Annotated in this window: 17 protein-coding genes and 1 riboswitch; of the genes, 5 read left to right on the top strand and 12 right to left on the bottom strand. The window is 62.1% G+C overall.

What is annotated here, in order from left to right; translation table 11 throughout:
* Positions 1-10 precede the first annotated feature (10 nt).
* Complete coding sequence (locus ACQZ60_RS22225; RefSeq protein ID WP_448736130.1) at positions 11-1,141, top strand: cobalt-precorrin-5B (C(1))-methyltransferase; 1,131 nt, start codon at positions 11-13, stop codon at positions 1,139-1,141.
* Here the strand turns inward: ACQZ60_RS22225 and cobM are convergent.
* From cobM to cbiE, 3 genes are read right to left on the bottom strand one after another with little or no spacing between them, the layout of a single operon-like run.
* Positions 1,096-1,869, bottom strand: a complete 774-nt coding sequence (gene cobM / locus ACQZ60_RS22230; protein ID WP_448736131.1) for a precorrin-4 C(11)-methyltransferase — start codon at positions 1,867-1,869, stop codon at positions 1,096-1,098. The two genes, ACQZ60_RS22225 and cobM, sit on opposite strands and share 46 nt — an antisense overlap.
* The gene (locus ACQZ60_RS22235) at positions 1,866-2,285 is read right to left on the bottom strand and encodes a cobalamin biosynthesis protein (RefSeq protein ID WP_448736167.1); all 420 of its coding nucleotides are present in this window, start codon (positions 2,283-2,285) and stop codon (positions 1,866-1,868) included. Before ACQZ60_RS22235 ends, cobM begins: the two co-directional genes overlap by 4 nt.
* Positions 2,279-3,538: a precorrin-6y C5,15-methyltransferase (decarboxylating) subunit CbiE gene (cbiE, locus tag ACQZ60_RS22240; protein WP_448736132.1), complete on the bottom strand. Its 1,260-nt coding sequence runs from the start codon at positions 3,536-3,538 to the stop codon at positions 2,279-2,281. The genes ACQZ60_RS22235 and cbiE overlap by 7 nt, the downstream gene beginning before the upstream one ends.
* On the opposite strand from cbiE, the gene ACQZ60_RS22245 reads away from it, so the two are divergent.
* A complete protein-coding gene (locus ACQZ60_RS22245; RefSeq protein WP_448736133.1) occupies positions 3,537-4,319 on the top strand; it encodes a cobalt-precorrin-6A reductase in 783 nt (260 codons plus the stop codon). The two genes, cbiE and ACQZ60_RS22245, sit on opposite strands and share 2 nt — an antisense overlap.
* On the opposite strand, the gene ACQZ60_RS22250 is transcribed toward ACQZ60_RS22245, so the two are convergent.
* Genes ACQZ60_RS22250 through ACQZ60_RS22280 form a run of 7 tightly spaced genes read right to left on the bottom strand, consistent with a single transcriptional unit; the run spans position 4,286 to position 12,604 of the window.
* Entirely contained in the window at positions 4,286-5,047 is a 762-nt protein-coding gene (locus ACQZ60_RS22250) for a precorrin-3B C(17)-methyltransferase (RefSeq protein ID WP_448736134.1), read from the bottom strand. The genes ACQZ60_RS22245 and ACQZ60_RS22250 overlap by 34 nt on opposite strands.
* Entirely contained in the window at positions 5,044-5,811 is a 768-nt protein-coding gene (locus ACQZ60_RS22255) for a precorrin-2 C(20)-methyltransferase (protein ID WP_020809831.1), read from the bottom strand. Before ACQZ60_RS22255 ends, ACQZ60_RS22250 begins: the two co-directional genes overlap by 4 nt.
* Complete coding sequence (locus tag ACQZ60_RS22260; RefSeq protein ID WP_020809832.1) at positions 5,808-6,440, bottom strand: precorrin-8X methylmutase; 633 nt, start codon at positions 6,438-6,440, stop codon at positions 5,808-5,810. The genes ACQZ60_RS22255 and ACQZ60_RS22260 overlap by 4 nt, the downstream gene beginning before the upstream one ends.
* The gene (gene cobG / locus ACQZ60_RS22265; RefSeq protein ID WP_020809833.1) at positions 6,437-7,792 is read right to left on the bottom strand and encodes a precorrin-3B synthase; all 1,356 of its coding nucleotides are present in this window, start codon (positions 7,790-7,792) and stop codon (positions 6,437-6,439) included. The genes ACQZ60_RS22260 and cobG overlap by 4 nt, the downstream gene beginning before the upstream one ends.
* A complete protein-coding gene (gene cobN, locus ACQZ60_RS22270; protein WP_448736135.1) occupies positions 7,792-11,142 on the bottom strand; it encodes a cobaltochelatase subunit CobN in 3,351 nt (1,116 codons plus the stop codon). The genes cobG and cobN overlap by 1 nt, the downstream gene beginning before the upstream one ends.
* A 2-nt stretch (positions 11,143-11,144) precedes the next feature.
* Complete coding sequence (cobW, locus tag ACQZ60_RS22275) at positions 11,145-12,182, bottom strand: cobalamin biosynthesis protein CobW (protein WP_020809835.1); 1,038 nt, start codon at positions 12,180-12,182, stop codon at positions 11,145-11,147.
* A complete protein-coding gene (locus tag ACQZ60_RS22280; RefSeq protein ID WP_020809836.1) occupies positions 12,179-12,604 on the bottom strand; it encodes a DUF1636 family protein in 426 nt (141 codons plus the stop codon). Before ACQZ60_RS22280 ends, cobW begins: the two co-directional genes overlap by 4 nt.
* Positions 12,605-12,725: 121 nt before the next feature.
* Positions 12,726-12,940, bottom strand: a riboswitch (cobalamin riboswitch).
* 134 nt (positions 12,941-13,074) lie between these two features.
* On the opposite strand from ACQZ60_RS22280, the gene cobO reads away from it, so the two are divergent.
* Together cobO and ACQZ60_RS22290 are read left to right on the top strand one after the other, a co-directional pair.
* Complete coding sequence (gene cobO / locus ACQZ60_RS22285; protein WP_031233752.1) at positions 13,075-13,692, top strand: cob(I)yrinic acid a,c-diamide adenosyltransferase; 618 nt, start codon at positions 13,075-13,077, stop codon at positions 13,690-13,692.
* 1 nt (position 13,693) lies between these two features.
* Positions 13,694-15,151 (top strand): cobyric acid synthase, encoded by a 1,458-nt coding sequence (locus tag ACQZ60_RS22290; protein ID WP_448736136.1) that lies wholly within the window; start codon positions 13,694-13,696, stop codon positions 15,149-15,151.
* On the opposite strand, the gene cbiB is transcribed toward ACQZ60_RS22290, so the two are convergent.
* Positions 15,138-16,103: an adenosylcobinamide-phosphate synthase CbiB gene (cbiB, locus tag ACQZ60_RS22295; protein WP_020809839.1), complete on the bottom strand. Its 966-nt coding sequence runs from the start codon at positions 16,101-16,103 to the stop codon at positions 15,138-15,140. The two genes, ACQZ60_RS22290 and cbiB, sit on opposite strands and share 14 nt — an antisense overlap.
* On the opposite strand from cbiB, the gene cobD reads away from it, so the two are divergent.
* A complete protein-coding gene (cobD, locus tag ACQZ60_RS22300; protein WP_020809840.1) occupies positions 16,102-17,148 on the top strand; it encodes a threonine-phosphate decarboxylase CobD in 1,047 nt (348 codons plus the stop codon). The two genes, cbiB and cobD, sit on opposite strands and share 2 nt — an antisense overlap.
* On the opposite strand, the gene ACQZ60_RS22305 is transcribed toward cobD, so the two are convergent.
* A complete protein-coding gene (locus ACQZ60_RS22305; RefSeq protein WP_448732684.1) occupies positions 17,130-18,407 on the bottom strand; it encodes an L-fuconate dehydratase in 1,278 nt (425 codons plus the stop codon). The two genes, cobD and ACQZ60_RS22305, sit on opposite strands and share 19 nt — an antisense overlap.
* Positions 18,408-18,435 lie beyond the last annotated feature (28 nt).

Consider the following 18,435-nt stretch of genomic DNA (forward strand, 5'->3'; position numbering starts at 1 on the left):
AGAAATTCATATGGATACGGATGGAAAGACCCTTCGCCGCGGCTGGACCACGGGCACCTGCGCGGCAGCCGCCACGAAGGCGGCTTGCGCCGCCCTTCTGACCGGCGAGTTTCCTTACCCTGTCGAGGTCGAACTTCCAAGCGGTGCGAGGCCGGCATTTTCCCTCGCCACCGAGGAAAAGGGCGAAAACTTCGCCCGCGCCGGCGTCGTCAAGGATGCCGGAGACGATCCGGATGTTACCCACGGTGCGCTGATCGAAAGCACGGTGCGGCGAGGTCAACCGGGAAGCGGCATCACCTTCAAGGCCGGAAAGGGCGTCGGCACCATCACCCGGCCGGGCCTGCCCCTGCCGCCGGGAGAACCCGCCATCAACCCCGTGCCGCGCAAGATGATCGAAACAGCCATTCGCGAGGTGGCCGGAGAAAGCGCCGATTTCGAGATCGAGATTTCCGTCCGCGACGGCGAGAAACTGGCGGAAAAAACCCTGAACGGCAGGCTCGGCATCGTCGGCGGCATTTCCATCCTCGGCACCACCGGCATTGTCATTCCCTTTTCCTGCTCGGCGTGGATTCACTCCATCTGGCGCGGCATCGATGTGGCGCGTGCGACCGGCTGCACCCATGTGCTGGGCGCCACCGGCAACACCTCCGAAAAGGCCGGGCAGGCGCTTTACGATCTGCCGGAAACCGCGCTGATCGACATGGGCGATTTCATTGGCGGCATGCTGAAATATCTGCGCAGCCACCCCGTCGAGCGGGTGACGATTGCCGGCGGCGTCGCCAAGATGACCAAGCTCGCCCAGGGCATGCTTGACGTGCACTCCAAGAAGGGGCTGGCCGATCTCGATGCACTGGCGGCATTGGCGACGGAAGCCGGAGGAGATGAAAATCTCGCCATTGCCATCCGTCAGGCCAACATGGTCGCGCACGCCTTTGAGTTGGCCGAACGTGCCGGGATAGATCTCGGCGCGATCGTGGCGGAAAAAGCCTGGGTAACCGCAGCGGCGGCGCTGAAGACGCCGGCCATTGCGCTTGATATTCTGGTGTTCGATCGTCAGGGCGCGCTCAAGGGCCGCACCGCCTCCACGCCGTCGCATCAGCCTTTCGCATCTTCCTTCGGAGACCGGAACCGCCGCACATAGTCGGTGCTATAAAGCGCACTTTCGCGAAAATCCGTCGAGGCAAGTCCACGCCCCACAAAGATCAGGGCGGTGCGCTCCACCGGCTCGGCGGCGAGCTTGTCCTCAATGTCGAACAGCCTGCCGCTGATAACACGCTCATCCGGCCAGGACGCGCGAACGACGATGGCGACCGGGCAGTCGGAGCCGTAAAGCGGCGTCAGCTCTTCCACCACCTTGCCGATGGCATGAATGGCGAGATGGACGGCGAGCGTTGCGCCTGTCGCACCGAAAGCCTTCAGCGTCTCACCGTCAGGCATCTTCGATGCGCGCCCGGAAATGCGGGTCAGCACAAGGCTCTGCGCCACTTCCGGCACCGTCAGCTCCCTCTGCAAAGTGGCTGCCGCAGCGGCAAAGGAGGGCACGCCGGGCGTGACGGTATAATCGAGACCCAGTCGCTCCAGACGGCGAATCTGCTCGCCCATGGCGCTCCAGACGGAAAGGTCGCCGGAATGCAGCCGCGCCACATCCTTGCCGGCCTTTGCTGCGGCCACGAATTCCGCCTCGATCTCGTCAAGCGAAAGTGCTGCCGTATCGACGATGCGGGCGCCCGGCGGGCAATATTCGATAAGCGCCTTCGGAACCAGCGACCCGGCATAAAGACACACCGGGCAGGCGGCGATAAGATCGCGCCCGCGCACCGTAATGAGATCGGCGGCGCCCGGACCGGCGCCGATGAAATGAACCGTCATTGTTGTTCTCCATGTTCGATGGTGCAGTCGCCATCATGTGAGCCATCATCAGTGGTTGCGATGGCCACAGTCACATCGCCAACGACAAGACGCGGCGCGACCAGCCTTGCATTCTCTCCGGCGGCGGCAAGCGCCGCCGCTTCGCTCACGCTCGGCGAGCCGGCATGATCTAGGCTTGCCTGTGAAAATGTCATTGTTTTCGAAGCAACCGCCTCGAGCCGTTCCTGCGAGACGATTTCAAGCGACAGCGACAGGCTTTTCGCCGCCTCCACGAGACCGGCTTCATCGGCTTTGAGCGGCGCAGTCGCCAGGCATTCCGTCCTCATACCCGCAGCATGCTCCGCAGCGCGCACGGCGGCAATAACAGCATCTGAACCCGTGCCTCTGCGACAACCGATGCCAGCCACGGTCACCATGGCTTGTTCCAGCTCCATTGCGTCACCGGCATTGCCGGACGCCAACCAGACATGGAACCGACAGCCACCACCCGCGACACATCCAGACGGATCATCGATCCGCCGTGCCGCGCATGGGCGGCAAGCAGCACCGCCTCCATTTCCAACGTCACCGCATTGGCGACCAGCCGCCCGCCGGGTTTCAGGGCCTCCATAGCTCCCTCTAGCACGCCCGCTTCACTGCCGCCGCCGCCGATGAAAATCGCATCCGGCTGAGGCAAGCCTTCAAAAGCCGCAGGGGCCGCACCGATCATCACCTCAAGCGCCGGCACACCGAAAGCTTCGGCGTTGCGGGCGATACGCTCCGCCCTTTCCGGGTGTTGTTCTATGGCGATGGCGCGGAGCGAGTGGTGCGACAGCATCCATTCGATACCGATCGAACCCGAACCGGCACCGACATCCCACAGCAACTCGCCCCGCCGTGGGGCCAGAGAGGAAAGTGTCACGGCGCGGATTTCACGCTTGGTGATTTGCCCGTCATGTTCGAACAGGCTGTCATCAAGCCCACATGTGAAAGGCAGAACGCGCGCACGTTCATTCGCCACGACATCAATCGCCACCACGTTCAGCGGATCAATATCAGCAAACGCGAAATCGGCCGCCCTGACCTGCCGCCGCCTCTCTCGCTCTCCGCCCAAGGCTTCAAGCAAGACAAATTCCGACTGGCCGAAACCCAAATCGGACAACAATTCCGCGATCAAGGCCGGGGCGTGGGCGTCCGAGGTAAGCGCGATGATCCGCGCACCGGCATGGAGATACGGCCGCAGGAGATCGATGGAACGTCCGTGCAGCGAAATGCAGTCGACCGATTGCTGCGCCCAGCCAAGCCGTGCGGCGGCCAGCGAGAAAGCGGAGGGCGAGGGATAACAAACTGTCTCACCCGCATCGATACGCCGCAGAAGCGTAACACCGACGCCATAAAAGAACGGATCGCCGGAAGCGAGCACACAAACCCTTTTGCCGCGCAGCGCCACGACATCGCCCATATCCGTATCGAACGGCACCGGCCAGCGCCGTGCTTCACCTCGAATGGCCGAGGCCGCCAGTTCCAGATGGCGTTTGCCGCCGAAAACCACCTCGGCCACCTCTATCGCCTCAATCGCGTTCCGGCCCAGCCCCTCTAGCCCATCCTCGCCAATGCCGACGATGGAAAGCCACGGCTTCTCTTTCTTTTCTGTGGAAGCATCGCCCGTTCCGGAATATTCAGACGTCATGACACGCTCCATACTCATCCTTGGCGGCACGGCGGATGCCCGTATCCTGGCCGGCAGGCTGGCCGAAGAACCCGGCTACCGAATCCTGCTCTCCATGGCCGGCCGCACACTCTCGCCGGTCGAACAGCCGGTGCCGATGCGCAGCGGCGGCTTTGGCGGCGCGCGCGGGCTGGCGGATTTCATTCGCGCAGAGAATTTCGATATTCTGGTGGACGCCACCCATCCCTATGCGGCGAAGATTTCCGCCAATGCCATTGAGGCGGCATGGCTTGCCAAAGTTCCGCTGGTCGTCCTTTCGCGTCCTGCCTGGCAGCGCCAGCCGGGTGACAGGTGGCATGGTGTCGACACTGTCGAACAAGCTGTCACCGCGCTCGGCAGCGAAGGCAGGTGCGTGTTTCTCGCTTTGGGACGGCAGGAGCTTCTTCCTTTCGAAGCCGCGCCCCAGCACAGCTATCTCATCCGCAGCGTCGATCCGGTGGAGCCGCCACTGAAACTGCCGCATGCGCGCTACATTACCGCGCGCGGCCCCTTTGCGCTGGACGACGAAATCCGCATGCTGGAAGAAAACCGCATCGACACGGTGATCTCGAAAAACTCCGGTGGCAGCGCGAGCTATGGCAAGATCGAAGCAGCGCGACGGCTCGGCCTGCCGGTCATCATGATCGACCGGCCGCGACAGCGGAACGGCGCGCCCCTGAATGACGTGACGGTGCCGGATATTGCCGCTGCGCTCACCGCCATTCGCCATCAGCTCTCTCTTCTTGAAAAACGCGGCGAATAAACCAACGGTTCTTTGCCGGAACGTTCGATCAGACGGGTTTCAACCGAACCGACGATGATGCAGGTAGCCATATCCGCCATATCGCTCGAGGCTTCCGAAAGAGGCACGACCCGAATACGCTCATCCACCCGGCCTGCCGCACGACCGAAAATCACCGGCACCGAACCGGGCAAATGCGCCCGCAACAGGTCAAAAGCGGTACCGAGCTGGTGTGGACGCGCCTTGCTGACGGGATTGTAGAAAGCCATCACAAAGCCCGCTTCCGCCGCCGCGATCAGCCGTTTTTCAATGATGCCCCAGGGTTTCAGATTATCCGACAGCGAAATGGCGCAGAAATCATGGCCAAGCGGCGCGCCAGCCTTTGCGGCTACGGCCAGCATGGCAGTCACACCGGGCACGACAGAGAAATCGATATCGCGCCATTCGGCGGGGCCACTTTCGATCGCCTCGCAAACCGCAGCCGCCATGGCGAAAACGCCGGGATCGCCGCCGGACACCACGCACACCTTGCCGCCGGAAGCTGCAAGCCGCAGCGCCTGTTCGGCGCGGGAGATTTCCTCACGATTGTCCGAAGCATGGCGGCGTTGATCGGGTCTCAGCGATAGACGGTCGAGATAGGGAATATAGCCGAAGAAATCCTCCGACGCCTCGACGGCGGCAAGCGCCTCCGGCGTCACCTGCGCCGCACTGCCGGGACCAAGGCCGACAACGACCACCCTGCCGGTCATGGCGTTTCGCCTCCAGCGGGTCTGGTTTTCCAGCCCGGCACCAAAATCAGCGAAAAGTAGGGTGCAGGCGATGAATCGCGTTCGAGGAGCCTCACCGCATGGCTGTTGGCCATGGTGCCACGCTCAACATAAAGCGCCTCTTCAAGCTTACCGGCCTTTTCCAGCGCCCGGCGAATCTTCGGCAGGTTGCGCCCCACCTTCATGATCACCGCGCCATCCGTGCCGGACAGACGTTCCGTCAGCACATCTTCGCCGAGCGTACCGGGAAGCACGCTCAAAATATCGTCGCCCTGCACCAGCGGCAGTCCGGCCATGGACCAGCAGCCGGACATGGCCGTGATGCCAGCGACGACTTCCGCCGGGTAAGATGGCGCAAGCCGCAAATGAAGGTGCATATAAGAACCGTAAAACAGCGGATCGCCTTCCGACAGCACGGCGACATTGCGCCCGGCTTCGAGATGAACAGCGATGTCCTTCGCCGACTGATCGAAAAAAGCGGCGATGGCATCACGGTAATCGCTGCCGTTTTTATCGCTTTCGACGGTTACCGGATAGACCAACGGCATTTCCAGCGTTCCGGGCCGGATGAAGGCTTCGACAATACCGCGACCATTGCCGCTGCCGCCTTTCTTGCAGAAGAAGGCAAGCACATCGGCATTTTCAATGGCGCGGACAGCCTTCAGCGTCAGAAGCTCTGGATCTCCGGGGCCGGTGCCGACGCCCACAAGCTTACCCTTCGGATGTTCGAAAAGCGCCGCGCTCACAGGCCAGCCCTCGCAACGGCGTTGATGGCGGCAGCCGTCATGGCCGAACCGCCCATGCGTCCCTTGACGATGGCATAGGGAATGCCGAGTGAACTTACCTCCAGCGCGTCTTTCGATTCCGCTGCACCGACAAAGCCGACGGGCATGCCGATGATGGCAGCCGGGCGCGGGGCGCCTTTTTCCAGCATCTCAAGCAGATAGAACAGTGCAGTCGGCGCATTGCCAATGGCAACGAGAGCACCATCCAGCTTCTCTGCCCACAGATCGAGTGCGGCGGCGGAGCGGGTGTTGCCAATCGTTTTCGCCAGCTCCGGCGTGCGGGCATCGCGAAGGGTGCAGACCACCTCATTTTCAGCCGGAAGGCGCGCGCGCGTCACGCCATGGGCAACCATTTCCGCATCGCAGAGAACAGGCTTACCGGCTCGTAGAGCACCACGTGCCGCGGCAACAAAATCCGGTGAAAAGCGGAAATGGCTGGCCGCCTCCACCTGCCCGCAGGCGTGGATCATGCGAATGGCGATATCCGCCTGCTCTTCGGTGAAGGCGGACAAATCCGCTTCTTCGCGAATGATGGCGAAGGAGCGCTCATAGATCGCATTGCCATCGCGAATATAGTCATAGTCAGTCATCGGTCATCCTGTCGAAGCGCCGCACCGATTGCCTGTTTGCCCAGCCGGACAAACAGGGTGGCGGCGTTTTCCCCGGGCTTATGTTCTTTTTCGTAAAGACGGGCAAGCCGCGAAAGCGCCGTCCTCTGATGCTGGAAAGGTAAAATGCCATCCGGCACGTCGCCGGCGCGTCCCGAAATCGAAAAGGCCAGACCATTGGCGGCGCCGGAAAAAGTGAGAAGCGACGGCGCGGGGCGCGCGCAACCTTTGCCGCAGCCGGAAATATGCAGCGTGAAGGAGCCGTCCAGCAACGAGGCGCATTCCTCAGAAGCAAAGGCGGCCAATTCATGGGTAGGAAGAAAAGCCGAAGCGCAGCCCGGCGCACCGGGACAGGCGGCAATGGAAGAGCGGGCATCACCTGCCGTCGTGATGAAACCGGACGCCCTTGCAATCTGAAGCAATGCGCCGCAGGCAGAGGGCGATCCAAAGAATAGCAGGCTATGGTTTGGTGCTGGCCGCAGGGCCGTGATGCCGAGGGTACCGGCCCGTTCGCAGAGATGCGACAAATCGAAGGCCCGGATTTGCCCGAAAGCAGGCGCGACAGCAATGGCGAAGCGATCCTTTCCCGTCATCATCAGTCCCAGAGGCGCAGAAGCCGCTCTGGCGTCATCAACAATCACCCGATCCAGCAGGCGATCACCGCAGATCGCTTTTATCGTCGAATGGTCCAGATCGCGGCCACGGGCAAGCGGCCCTTCGCCGGCCAGATAGACGAGCAGCGACAGGACGACACCCGCCGCTATGTCCGTCTCGACCAATCCGGCATTCAACGACTTACTTTCCGGCCCACCCACGAGCAATCGCCAGACGGTCCGCCCATCAAGCGACACAGCTTTCAGGCGAATATCGGCCAGCAAATCTTCCATGGAGAGGCGCCCGCCGCCATCGATGACGACAGACATTTTAGCGGCAAGCTTTTCATGGAGAGCGAGCCTGTCGGTCTCTTTTCGAATCTCCTCGGCAAGAGGGAAACCATCGGCAATCTCCGCGTCATCCCGACCAACGAGAGGCGACGTCTCGACCGCGAGCCCCGCACGCAACGGCAAATCCAGCGCCAGAACGTTTTTTTCCAGAGCGCGGGCACTTTCCGGTGTCAGGCCGCGAAATTGCAGGCTGCCGCGGGCGGTAATGTCGATCAATCCGTTGCCATGCCGCTCGGCAAGCTGACAAAGCGCCACCATGTCGCGCGGGTCGATATCCGCCTCGAAAGCGATCCGCGACAAAAAACCGTCGCCGGTGCGCATGGGAGCGGACAGGGCCGGGCAGAGGCCACGGCGGCCGAATGGCTGAACGGGATCGGCAGCGGCCATCATCACGCCTCCACCCTTTGGGAGCGCGGCAGGATCAGCATTTCGAGTTCCGCATCCACCGCGTTGCGGCGGCTGTGCCACAGCCCGCGACGGCGGGCGGATAAAAAGCGTGCGGCCATCACCTGCGCCGCATTCGGGTTTTCCCGCAGGATGAAATCGCGCACATCCTCATCACCGAAATAGGCATCGTAAAGCGCCTCGATCAACGAGGAGGACACCGCATGGGTGGTTTCGGCAAAGCCGATCAACCGGTCCACCGTCTCGAGGAATTCCGCCGCCCCGCGCGGACCGTGCCGCATCTGGCCGGCAATGAAGCGGGGATTGACGGCACGCGCGCGCACCACCCGCGTCAGCGCCTGCGTCATCGACCTTGCACGCGGGCGCGCCGGATCTGTCGTATCCAGCGCAACAATATCGGCGACGCCGCCAAGCACAGCTTTCGCGGCGGAAAAACCGCCGATGAAGGCGACATCCGAAGAACCGTCCAGAAGGTCGCGGCCCGGATCGTCCCCGGTATGAACCAGAAGATCGGCGCGCCTGACCAGCTCCACAAAACCGGTATCTTCGAAAATCTCCAGCCCGTCCGCACCGCCGAAAGCGTGGCTCGCCGCATCGAGATAGGCCTGTCCCAACTCCTCGCGTTCGTCCCATTTCCCGCTGGCAAGCTTTTCTTCGATGCCGGTACCATAGGTGCCGGGCGCGGAGCCGAAAATACGCGCCGGAATATGCCCGAGCGTGGCGGCCTCTTCCGCGAGCGGATTGTCGCCCGGCGCTTCCTCCCGCCGCGCAATGGCCTTGGCGGCGGCGTCGAGAAGCGCGATCAGCGCCGGGAACATGTCGCGGAACAGGCCGGAAATGCGAAAGGTGACGTCGACACGCGGCCGCCCCAGGCTCGCCGGCGGCAGAACCTCAATACCGGTGACCCGGCCGGTGGCGGGGTCGTGGATCGGTCTCGCCCCCATCAGATGCAGCGCCTGCGCCACATCCTCACCGCCATTGCGCAGACTGGCGCTGCCCCACAGATCGAAAACCAGATGTTTCGGCCAGTCGCCATGGGACTGCAGATGATGGCGCAGCACCTCTTCGCCCGCCATGCGGCCCAGCTCGAACGCCGTCGGCGTCGGCATGGTGCGCGGATCGGCAGCATAGAGATTGCGGCCCGTGGGCAGCACATCGAGCCGCCCGCGCGCAGGTGCGCCGGAAGGGCCGGGGACGATATGCCGGCCATCGAGCGCGGCAAGCAGGGCAGCTTTTTCCGATTTGGCGCTTTCGAGCCTCAGAAGATCGGTCTCGTCTTTTGCACAGCGGCCAAAAACATGCTGGCCATCCTTGATGGCGAAATCCTTGAGGTCGCAGAGAAAAGCATCGATGCGTGAGAGGGCCGCATCGGCATCATCCTTCGCAGCCACGCCCGCTTGCGCCGCAAGCCCGGTCTCCAGCGCCTTTTCGACGATCAGTTTCGCCAGCCGGTCACGCCGGCGGCGATCCAGCCCATCCGCCTGCGCATATTCATCGACCAGCTGCTCCAGCGCCGACTGTTCTGGCGAAAGCCCGGCATTGACCAGCACGGGCGGGACATGGCCGATGGTCACAGCCGCAATTCGCCGCTTGGCGACCGCCGCCTCGCCCGGATTGGAAACGATGAACGGATAGACTACAGGCAGCGAGCCGGTAACGATTTCGGGAAAACAATTGCGGGAAAGCGCCACCGTCTTGCCCGGCAGCCATTCCAGCGTTCCATGCGCGCCAACATGCACGATGGCATGCGCACCCGCAATCCGCTGCATCCATGCACCGAAGGCAACAAGCGCGTGACGCGGCGGCAGGGCAGGGTCGTGGTAGTCCACCCGGCGATCCTCATTGCGGCCCCTGTCCGGCGCTAGCGCCACGAACACTTCGCCGAAACGGGCGGCGCGGAACCGGAATGCGCCATCGACGAGTGCATCGTCATCGGTTGCCACGCCCCATGTCGCGTTTACGGATGCGGTAGATGCCGGCGGCAAGGCGGAGAAAAAAGCCTCGTAGGTGGAAAGATCAATTGCCGCTTCCTGTTGCTCGACGCAGTCGAGCAGCGCCCGCGCGGTCTTAGGAATATCCTTGACCGTATAACCGGCCCCGGCAAGATCGCGCATCATTTCGAGAACGCTTTGCGGCACATCGAGACCGACGGCATAACCGGTTCGTCCGGGCGCCGCACCGGGATAATCCGGCATCAGAATGACGAGACGGCGATCCCGTGGAAGGGCATTCCTCAGCCGCAGGAAAGCGGCGATGCGATTTGCCACCTGCTCGACCCGATCGGCCTCGGGTACATTGAGCAAACTCGCGCCGCCATCCACGCGCGCCTGTTTGAACGAGATTGCTCCGGCGAGAATCCGGCCATCCAGTTCCGGCAGGACGACGTGCATGGCGAGATCGGAGGGATTGAGCCCGCGCGCATTTTCCGCCCATCCGTCCCGCCGCGTCGTCGCCATCACCACCTGAAACACCGGCACGCCGAGACGGTCGAACAGCGTTGTGCCATTGTCATCCGTCTGGCTGGCGAAGGCGGTGGCGGCAATGATGGCGGCGGGCCTCAGATCGGGCAGCGCCGTTTCGAGGAAACGGATCGCCTCGCTATCCTTCAGACCGCAGACAAAAATCGGCAAGGGTGCAAAACCGCGCCGCGAGAGCGCCTCGAAAAGCGCATCCACCGGTGCTGCATCTGCCGCCAGAAGCATGGAACGGTAAAACAGAATGGGCAGAACGGGCGCACCGTCGGGAAAACCCGCGCAGGCTTCCACCCTATCCACAACGCCCCTACCGGGCCGGTAGAAACCGGCTTTCGGCAGCGGTTCGGCTTCGATATCCGGCCATGCCTCGCCTCTTGCAAGAGCGGCGAGACCAAGGGCAAGCCGATCCATATTCTCCTGCCCGCCCTCGCGAAAGAAGGAGAGGACCGAGGTCAAAATCCGCCGATCGACGGTCGAGGCCGCTTCGAGTTTCTCGTCCCTTTCGCTGCACTCACCCGGCAAAAGCAGAAGCTTGATGCCGCGCCTGCGTGCAAGAATGGAAAGCTGATCGACACCGTAACGCCAGCGTTCCGCACCGCCGAGAATCCGGATAAGAATAACCTTGGCATGTTCCGCCGTCTTTTCGATCCAGAGATCGACCGACATGGGATGTCGAAGCTCGGAGAGGTTGGCGGCTGACAGGGAGGGGAGCGCACCCTCTGTTCGCCGCCAGGCCTGTTCCAAGCCGGCCAGATCGCTTGCCGAAAAAGACAGTACCACCACATCAGACCGGGGCTGGTTGAGATCAACCGGCTCGATCAGGTCGTCCAGAGACGAGGATGTGGTGGCGAGAATGTGCATCGTCAGGCGGCCAGCATCTGTTCGATCTTTTCGCGGTTGATGCCCTTTTCGCCGATGACGACGAGGCGGCTGCGGCGTTCCTCACCCACAGCCCAGGGCCGGTCGTAATAATGGTTGACGCGGCTGCCGACAGCCTGCACCTGCAGGCGCATCGGCTTTGCGGAAACCTCGATGAAGCCCTTGATGCGCAGGACATTTTCCGCAGCTGCCGTCTCGGCGATACGGGCTGCCAGCGCTTCCGGGTCGGTCACGGCCGGCAGATCGATGACGAAGCTGTCGAAATCGTCATGCTCATGGTCGAGTTCGCCATCATGGTGGGTACGGCGGTTTTCGATATCCTCTTCCACCGCAAGGCCAAGACCGATCAGCACGGCGGGGTCGATGGCGCCATTGGAAGCCACGACGATCTTTGCCGCCTTCGGCAGATGTTCGAGAACATGCGCCTTGGCCTTGTTCAGGCCGGCATCGTCAAGAAGATCGGCCTTGGTCAGCACGATAAGATCGGCGCAGGCGACCTGATCCTCGAAAACCTCTTCGACCGGGTCATCGTGATCGAGCGCCTCGTCATTGGCCCGCTGGGCCGCGAGCGCTTCCATGTCGTGCGCCACCTGCCCTTCGGCAAGGGCGGCGCCATCCACCACGGCCACGACGGCATCCACCGTCACGCGGCTCTTGATCGCCGGCCACTGGAAGGCCTGCACCAGCGGCTTCGGCAGGGCGAGGCCGGAAGTTTCGATGAGGATATGCTCCACCTTCGGCTGGCGGCTCAGAATCTGTTCGATGGCGGGCTGGAAATCATCCGCCACCGTGCAGCAGATGCAGCCATTGGCCAGTTCGACGATGTTTTCTTCCGGGCAGCTTTCAATACCGCAACCTTTGAGAATCTCGCCATCGATGCCGATATCGCCGAATTCGTTGACGATGATCGCCAGCCGCTTGCCGTCCAGCTTTTCGAGAAGGCCGCGCAGCAGCGTGGTTTTGCCAGCCCCCAGAAAGCCGGTGACGATGGTGCAGGGAACGCGGTCCAGAAGGGTGCTCATGATCTCTCCTCGGTAAAATCGAATGGGGGAATGCGCGCCACCATGCCGCGCTTTAAGGGTTCCGGGCGACCGCGCCAGGGCATCAGGCCGTCGGGAGCAGCGGCCAGCAGCCGTGCGCCGGTCAGCAAATCTTCCGCGTCACTTATTGTCAGCCCGCCAAAGACATAGGACCAGCCATTGGCGCTGCGCAGCACGGCGCTAAGCCCGCGCTTGCAATTGGCGAGGCAGTTGACGGAACGAACGGTGACACCCGTTTCCTCCGCCTTTGCGATGACGGCATCGGCGAGGCGTGAGCCGGGGCGCGGTTCGGCATTGGGCTCGGCTTCATCGCGACAGCTTCTGCAAACGAAGACGATCACGCCGGACGCCGTTTCGTCCTGCGTGTTTCCGCCTGCACATGAAGATGTCGCTGAAATATCCAAACCGTATCGTTTCCCGCGCCTTGCAAAAAAATCTCGGGGGTGCGGATGTCGAATACGGTATGCGGACAGGCGCAAACCGGATGCTCGATCTAACCGACTGACCGGAGCACCCCGCCCGGCAGACGTTTTTCCTGAAACGGCAGGTCTCCTGGCTCGCGGCTTTACACCCTGACACCGCCTTCCCGAACCCGTTGAGGTGTCCAGTGGCTTTACGGTGCGGGCTTACCGCTTACAGTTGCGGGGGCAGCCACGGAATGACCCGGTAATCGGGCTGGAACCGTGTTCCCTCTTAGCTTTTCCCGTTGCCGGGAAAAGACCGTCAGTCCGTTACCCTTAGGCTGAACGGGCGTGGGGGTCAATGCCGCGGCCCTGTGGCCCGCACATTGCCGGGTGCGGCAAATTGGGTATAGTCGCCGCTCCGAATGGCGGGGGCACCGGGTCCCGCGCCGCTGGATGAAAAGGAAAACGCGATGACACGCGACATCAGCGACAGCGAAGCCGAACGTCACCGACAGAAAATGGTCAACCGCAAGACGATGCAGGACGCCGAGGTTGCGGAAAAGACCATCGAAAAAGGTCTGCTGATGATCAATACCGGTCCCGGCAAGGGCAAATCCACCGCCGCTTTCGGCCTTGCCCTGCGCATGCTCGGCACCGGGCGGCGGGTGGGCGTCGTTCAATTCATCAAGGGCGCATGGTCGACGGGAGAACAGCAGGCGCTGACTTTGTTCGGCGACAAGGTCGTGTGGCGCACCATGGGCGAAGGGTTCACCTGGGACACACAGGATTTGAAACGCGACGTCGCAGCGGCGGCAAAGGCCTGGGAAGAAGCCAAGGTCCTGATGGTCGACGAGACCATCGGCCTGCTGATCCTCGATGAGCTGAACATCGCGCTCCGTTACGATTACCTGCCGCTGGAAGAGGTGGTCGAAACGCTTTCCAGCCGCAGGCCCGATCTGCATGTCATCGTTACCGGCCGCAACGCCAAGCAACCGCTCATCGACGCGGCCGATATGGTGACGGAAATGACCCTCGTGAAACATCACTTCAAGGCGGGCGTGAAGGCGCAGGCGGGGATAGAATTCTGATATGGCTGCACGCGTGCTGATGTTTCAGGGAACCGGCTCGGATGTCGGCAAATCGCTGATGGTGGCCGGCCTTGCCCGTGCCTTCGTCAGGCGCGGCCTGTCCGTCATGCCGTTCAAACCGCAGAACATGTCGAACAATGCGGCGGTCACCGCCGATGGCGGCGAGATTGGTCGTGCGCAGGCGCTGCAGGCACGGGCGGCGGGCGTGCCGCTTTCCGTGCACATGAACCCGGTGCTCCTGAAGCCGCAGAGCGAGACCGGCGCACAGGTGGTGGTGCAGGGCAAGATCGCCGGAAATGCCAAAGCGGCCGATTATCAGCACATGAAGGCCGGGCTGATGCCGCGTGTGTTGGAAAGCTTCGACCGCCTGAAACAACAGACCGATCTGGTGCTGGTGGAAGGCGCAGGCAGCGCCTCCGAAATCAACCTGCGTGCCAATGATATCGCCAATATGGGTTTTGCCAGAGCTGCGGACGCGCCTGTGATCCTGATCGGCGATATCGACCGGGGCGGCGTCATCGCCAGCCTCGTCGGCACCAAAGCCGTGCTCGAAGCTGAAGACGCGGCGATGATCGAAGGTTTTATCGTCAATCGCTTTCGCGGCGATCCGGCCCTGTTTTCAGACGGCATGCGCATGATTGCCGAAAAAACCGGCTGGGCCTCCATCGGGCTCCTGCCGCATTTTTCCGATGCCGCTAAGTTGCCGGCAGAGGATGCTCTCGGGCTTTCCGGCCCGGCTGAGCGGAAACCTGACGCGAAGATCCGCATCGCCGTGCCGATTCTGCCGCATATTTCCAATTTCGACGATCTCGATCCGCTGGACATGGAACCGGATGTCGAACTGATCCGCGTGCGGCCGGGCGAAACCATTCCCGCCGATTGCCGGCTGGTGCTGCTTTGCGGCTCGAAATCCACCATCGTCGATCTTGCCGTGCTGAAGAATACGGGACTCGACATCGATATCAAGGCGCATGTGAGACGTGGCGGCCATGTTCTGGGCCTCTGCGGCGGCTACCAGATGCTTGGGAAAACAGTTGCCGATCCCGAAGGCATCGAAGGAGCGCCGGCAACAGTCGACGGGCTCGGCCTGCTGGATGTCGACACTGTTCTGACGGGCGACAAAAGGCTGGTTTCCGTTACAGGGAAGAGTTTCGACGGAATTGATTTATCCGGCTATGAAATGCATGTCGGTGAAACCGCGAGCGGAACCGACAGCCTGCCTTTTTCAAAAATTGATGGGCATGAAGACGGCGCTGTGTCGCCTGACGGCCGCATCTTCGGCACTTATATTCACGGCCTGTTTTCGGACGACCGCCAACGCGGCGCGTGGCTTGAGCGGCTTGGCGGACAGAACACGGAACTAAACTACGATGCGCAGGTGGACGCCGTTCTTGATCGCCTTGCGGCGCATATGGAACAGCACCTCGATCTCGACCGTCTGCTCGCTATAGCGCGATAAGGATCGCCAGAAGTCCCAGCAGGCCGATCAACAACAGGTCGGCAACCCGTGTGAGCCGCAGCGCCCTGCGAATATCGCCGGCAACCAGCGCCGCCCTGCCGCCTTCGCACATGAAACGCGCCTCGATCATCTGCCCGCCATAGGAGCGCGGCCCTGCGAGCGCAAAGCCGAGAGCGCCAGCCAGCGCCGCCTCCGGCCAGCCGGCATTGGGGGAACGGTGATGGTGGGCATCGCGACGTATCGCGGCCATGGCCCCGCCGGGTGATGCGCCCTTAACAAAAAACGCCGCGACAACGAAAAGAACGCCGCTCAGCCGCGAGGCCGGCAGATTGACCAGATCGTCCAGCCGGGCGGAGGCCCAGCCGAAAGCCTCATGACGGGGTGAGCGATGGCCGATCATGCTGTCGGCCGTATTGATCGCCTTGTAGGCCGCGCCGCCCGGTAGGCCCAGGAGGCCGAGCCAGAAGGCGGGAGCGACGATGCCGTCGGAAAAATTCTCGGCCAGACTTTCGATCGCCGCACGGCAAATTGCCGCCTCGTCCAGCTTTTGCGGATCGCGCCCGACGATCATCGATACCGCCTTGCGGCCGCCTTCCACACCCTCGCGCTCCAGCGCAGTGGCGACAGCCTCCACATGTTGCTCGAGACTTTTCTGCGCCGGCAGCGAAGCGCCAAGCACGGCGACCAGCAAAAGGCCAAAGGGCATGAGGAGGAGAACGGATTGCGCTAACCATGCAACAAGCAGCGTCAGCCCGACGAAAACGACGAGAGCCGCCACACCAGCCCCCTTACGCTGTGAAAATGACGCGCTCTCCCGGTTCCATTTTTTGTCCAGCAGCGCGATAAGCGAACCGATCCAGGTGACGGGATGGCCGATGCGTTTGAACAGCCAGTCCGGATAGCCGGTCAGGCGTTCGATCACGAGCGACAGGAAAGCGAGAGCAAAAAACATGGGCGAGACAGTACCAGAAAAGGCGAAAGCTGCGATCCGTCATGGCGGCAATCTCGGCAGGGCGCGTCTGATGTTTCCTGAAGCGCCGGAACCATGGATCGACCTTTCGACCGGGATCAATCCGCACTATTACCCGCATTCGCCGATCCCTGCCAGCGCATTCGCCCGCCTGCCGGAACCGGACGCCGCCGAAGAATTGAAACATCTGGCGACGGCGCATTTCGATGCGCCTTCCGCCCGGCATGTGGCGCTTTCCCCCGGCACCCAGATGCTGATGCCATTGCTGGCTCAGATCGCTATCGCCCGCGGGGCCAAGAGCGGCGCCGTGCTTTCACCCGCCTATGCGGAACATGCCCGGACCGCACGCATGGCCGGGCTGGCTGTGACCGAGGTGGAAAACATCAACGCGATGTCGGCTCATGACTATGCCGTGGTGGTCAATCCCAATAATCCCGATGGCCGCATCACGGATCGCGCTGCATTGTTGTCGCTGGCCGAAGCCATGCGCCGCAAGGGTGGGCTGCTCGTCGTGGACGAAGCCTTCATCGAGACGGGACTTGCCGAAAGCCTCGCAGATGCCGCCGGTCAGGATGCGCTGGTGGTCCTGCGCTCATTCGGCAAATTTTACGGCATGGCGGGCGTTCGGCTGGGTTTCGCGATTGCGCAGCCCGATATCGCTGCTGAACTGGAGGCAAGGCTCGGCCCCTGGGCGGTTTCCGGCCCGGCGCTGCATATCGCGACACAGGCTCTGGCGGACGGGGAATGGCAATCATCCATGCGTCTGCACCTTGCCGAAGACGCCCGGCGCATGAACGCCATGCTGGAGAAAGCGGGGCTGGCAATTGCCGGCGGCACCTCGCTGTTTACTCTGGTGCGGGATCCCCGCACCGCAGACCTGTTCAGCCATCTTGGCCGGCACGGCATTCTGGTCCGCATTTTTGATGAAAGGCCGAACGACATGCGTTTCGGCCTTCCCGGTAGCGAAACGGAGTGGCAGCGCGTTGAGGAGGCGCTGTCATCCTTTGACTATTCCTCGAAGGTGTAGGTCTCAATCGACTCCGGCTTCATTTCGATGGAGAAGCCCGGCAATTTCGGCGGCATGTAAGCGGCATTTCTGATATCGCAGGGCTCGATGAAGTGCTCGTGCAGGTGGTCGACATATTCGATCACGCGGCCTTCCTTCGTGCCTGATACGACCAGATAGTCGATCATCGACAGATGCTGCACATATTCGCAAAGGCCGACGCCACCGGCATGCGGCCAGACCGGCAAATTGTATTTGGCGGCGATCAGCAGCACCGCCAGCACCTCGTTCAGCCCGCCCATACGGCAGCTATCGATCTGCACCACATCGATGGCGCCCTCGGCGATGAACTGCTTGAACATGATACGGTTCTGGCACATTTCACCGGTCGCCACCTTCACCGGGCCGATGGCGGCGCGGATCTTGCGATGGCCGGCAATATCGTCCGGGCTGGTCGGCTCCTCAATGAAGAATGGCTTGGCGAAAGCGAGCTTCTTCACCCAGTCGATTGCCTGATCTACTTCCCATACCTGGTTGGCGTCGATCATCAGGTAACGGTCGGGACCGATCACCTCACGGGCAATGGTGAGGCGGCGGATGTCGTCTTCCAGATCGCGGCCGACCTTCATCTTTACATGGTTGAATCCGGCATCGATGGCTTCCTGGCAAAGACGGCGCAGCTTGGCGTCGTCATAACCGAGCCAGCCGGCCGAGGTCGTGTAGCAGGCATAACCTTCGCTCTTCAGCGTCTCGATACGTTCCTTCTTGCCGCTTTCGGCTTTTTTGAGGATCGCAAGCGCCTCGTCCCGGGTCAGCACGTCGGTCAGATAACGATAGTCGACGATATCGGCGATTTCTTCCGGGCTCATATCGGCAACGAGCTGCCAGACCGGCTTGCCCGCCTTCTTGGCCAGCAAGTCCCATACGGCATTGACGACGGCGCCGGTGGCGAGATGCATCGCGCCCTTGTCCGGTCCGATCCAGCGCAGCTGGCTGTCGCTCGTCAGATGCCGCCAATATTTGCCGGGGTTCTCGGTGACGGTGGCAAGATCGGTGCCGACGACCAGATGACGCATCGCTTCGATGGCCATGCAGCAGATATCGTTACCGCGGCCGATGGTGAAGGTCAGCCCGTGGCCTTTGAGACCTGGTTCATCGGTATCGAGAATGACATAAGCCGCCGAATAATCCGGGTCGGGGTTCATCGCATCCGAACCGTCGAGGCTCTGGGAGGTCGGAAAACGCAGGTCGAAAACACGCAGATCAGTAATTTTGGTCATGGCCGTTCACTCGCGGTCAGTGTCAAAG

It is taken from the genome of Agrobacterium sp. 22-223-1 (genome assembly GCF_053522385.1).

Bases quoted from the DNA above. Each gene is read 5' to 3' on its own strand.
- cbiB (WP_020809839.1), bottom strand. From the start codon at position 16,103: ATGTTTTTTGCTCTCGCTTTCCTGTCGCTCGTGATCGAACGCCTGACC.
- cobW (WP_020809835.1), bottom strand. From the start codon at position 12,182: ATGAGCACCCTTCTGGACCGCGTTCCCTGCACCATCGTCACCGGCTTT.
- cobG (WP_020809833.1), bottom strand. From the start codon at position 7,792: ATGATGGCCGCTGCCGATCCCGTTCAGCCATTCGGCCGCCGTGGCCTC.
- ACQZ60_RS22250 (WP_448736134.1), bottom strand. From the start codon at position 5,047: ATGACCGGCAGGGTGGTCGTTGTCGGCCTTGGTCCCGGCAGTGCGGCG.
- ACQZ60_RS22260 (WP_020809832.1), bottom strand. From the start codon at position 6,440: ATGACTGACTATGACTATATTCGCGATGGCAATGCGATCTATGAGCGC.
- cobM (WP_448736131.1), bottom strand. From the start codon at position 1,869: ATGACGGTTCATTTCATCGGCGCCGGTCCGGGCGCCGCCGATCTCATT.
- ACQZ60_RS22290 (WP_448736136.1), top strand. From the start codon at position 13,694: ATGGCTGCACGCGTGCTGATGTTTCAGGGAACCGGCTCGGATGTCGGC.
- cobN (WP_448736135.1), bottom strand. From the start codon at position 11,142: ATGCACATTCTCGCCACCACATCCTCGTCTCTGGACGACCTGATCGAG.
- cobD (WP_020809840.1), top strand. From the start codon at position 16,102: ATGGGCGAGACAGTACCAGAAAAGGCGAAAGCTGCGATCCGTCATGGC.
- ACQZ60_RS22305 (WP_448732684.1), bottom strand. From the start codon at position 18,407: ATGACCAAAATTACTGATCTGCGTGTTTTCGACCTGCGTTTTCCGACC.
- cobO (WP_031233752.1), top strand. From the start codon at position 13,075: ATGACACGCGACATCAGCGACAGCGAAGCCGAACGTCACCGACAGAAA.
- ACQZ60_RS22235 (WP_448736167.1), bottom strand. From the start codon at position 2,285: ATGGTGACCGTGGCTGGCATCGGTTGTCGCAGAGGCACGGGTTCAGAT.
- ACQZ60_RS22245 (WP_448736133.1), top strand. From the start codon at position 3,537: ATGACACGCTCCATACTCATCCTTGGCGGCACGGCGGATGCCCGTATC.
- cbiE (WP_448736132.1), bottom strand. From the start codon at position 3,538: ATGACGTCTGAATATTCCGGAACGGGCGATGCTTCCACAGAAAAGAAA.
- ACQZ60_RS22225 (WP_448736130.1), top strand. From the start codon at position 11: ATGGATACGGATGGAAAGACCCTTCGCCGCGGCTGGACCACGGGCACC.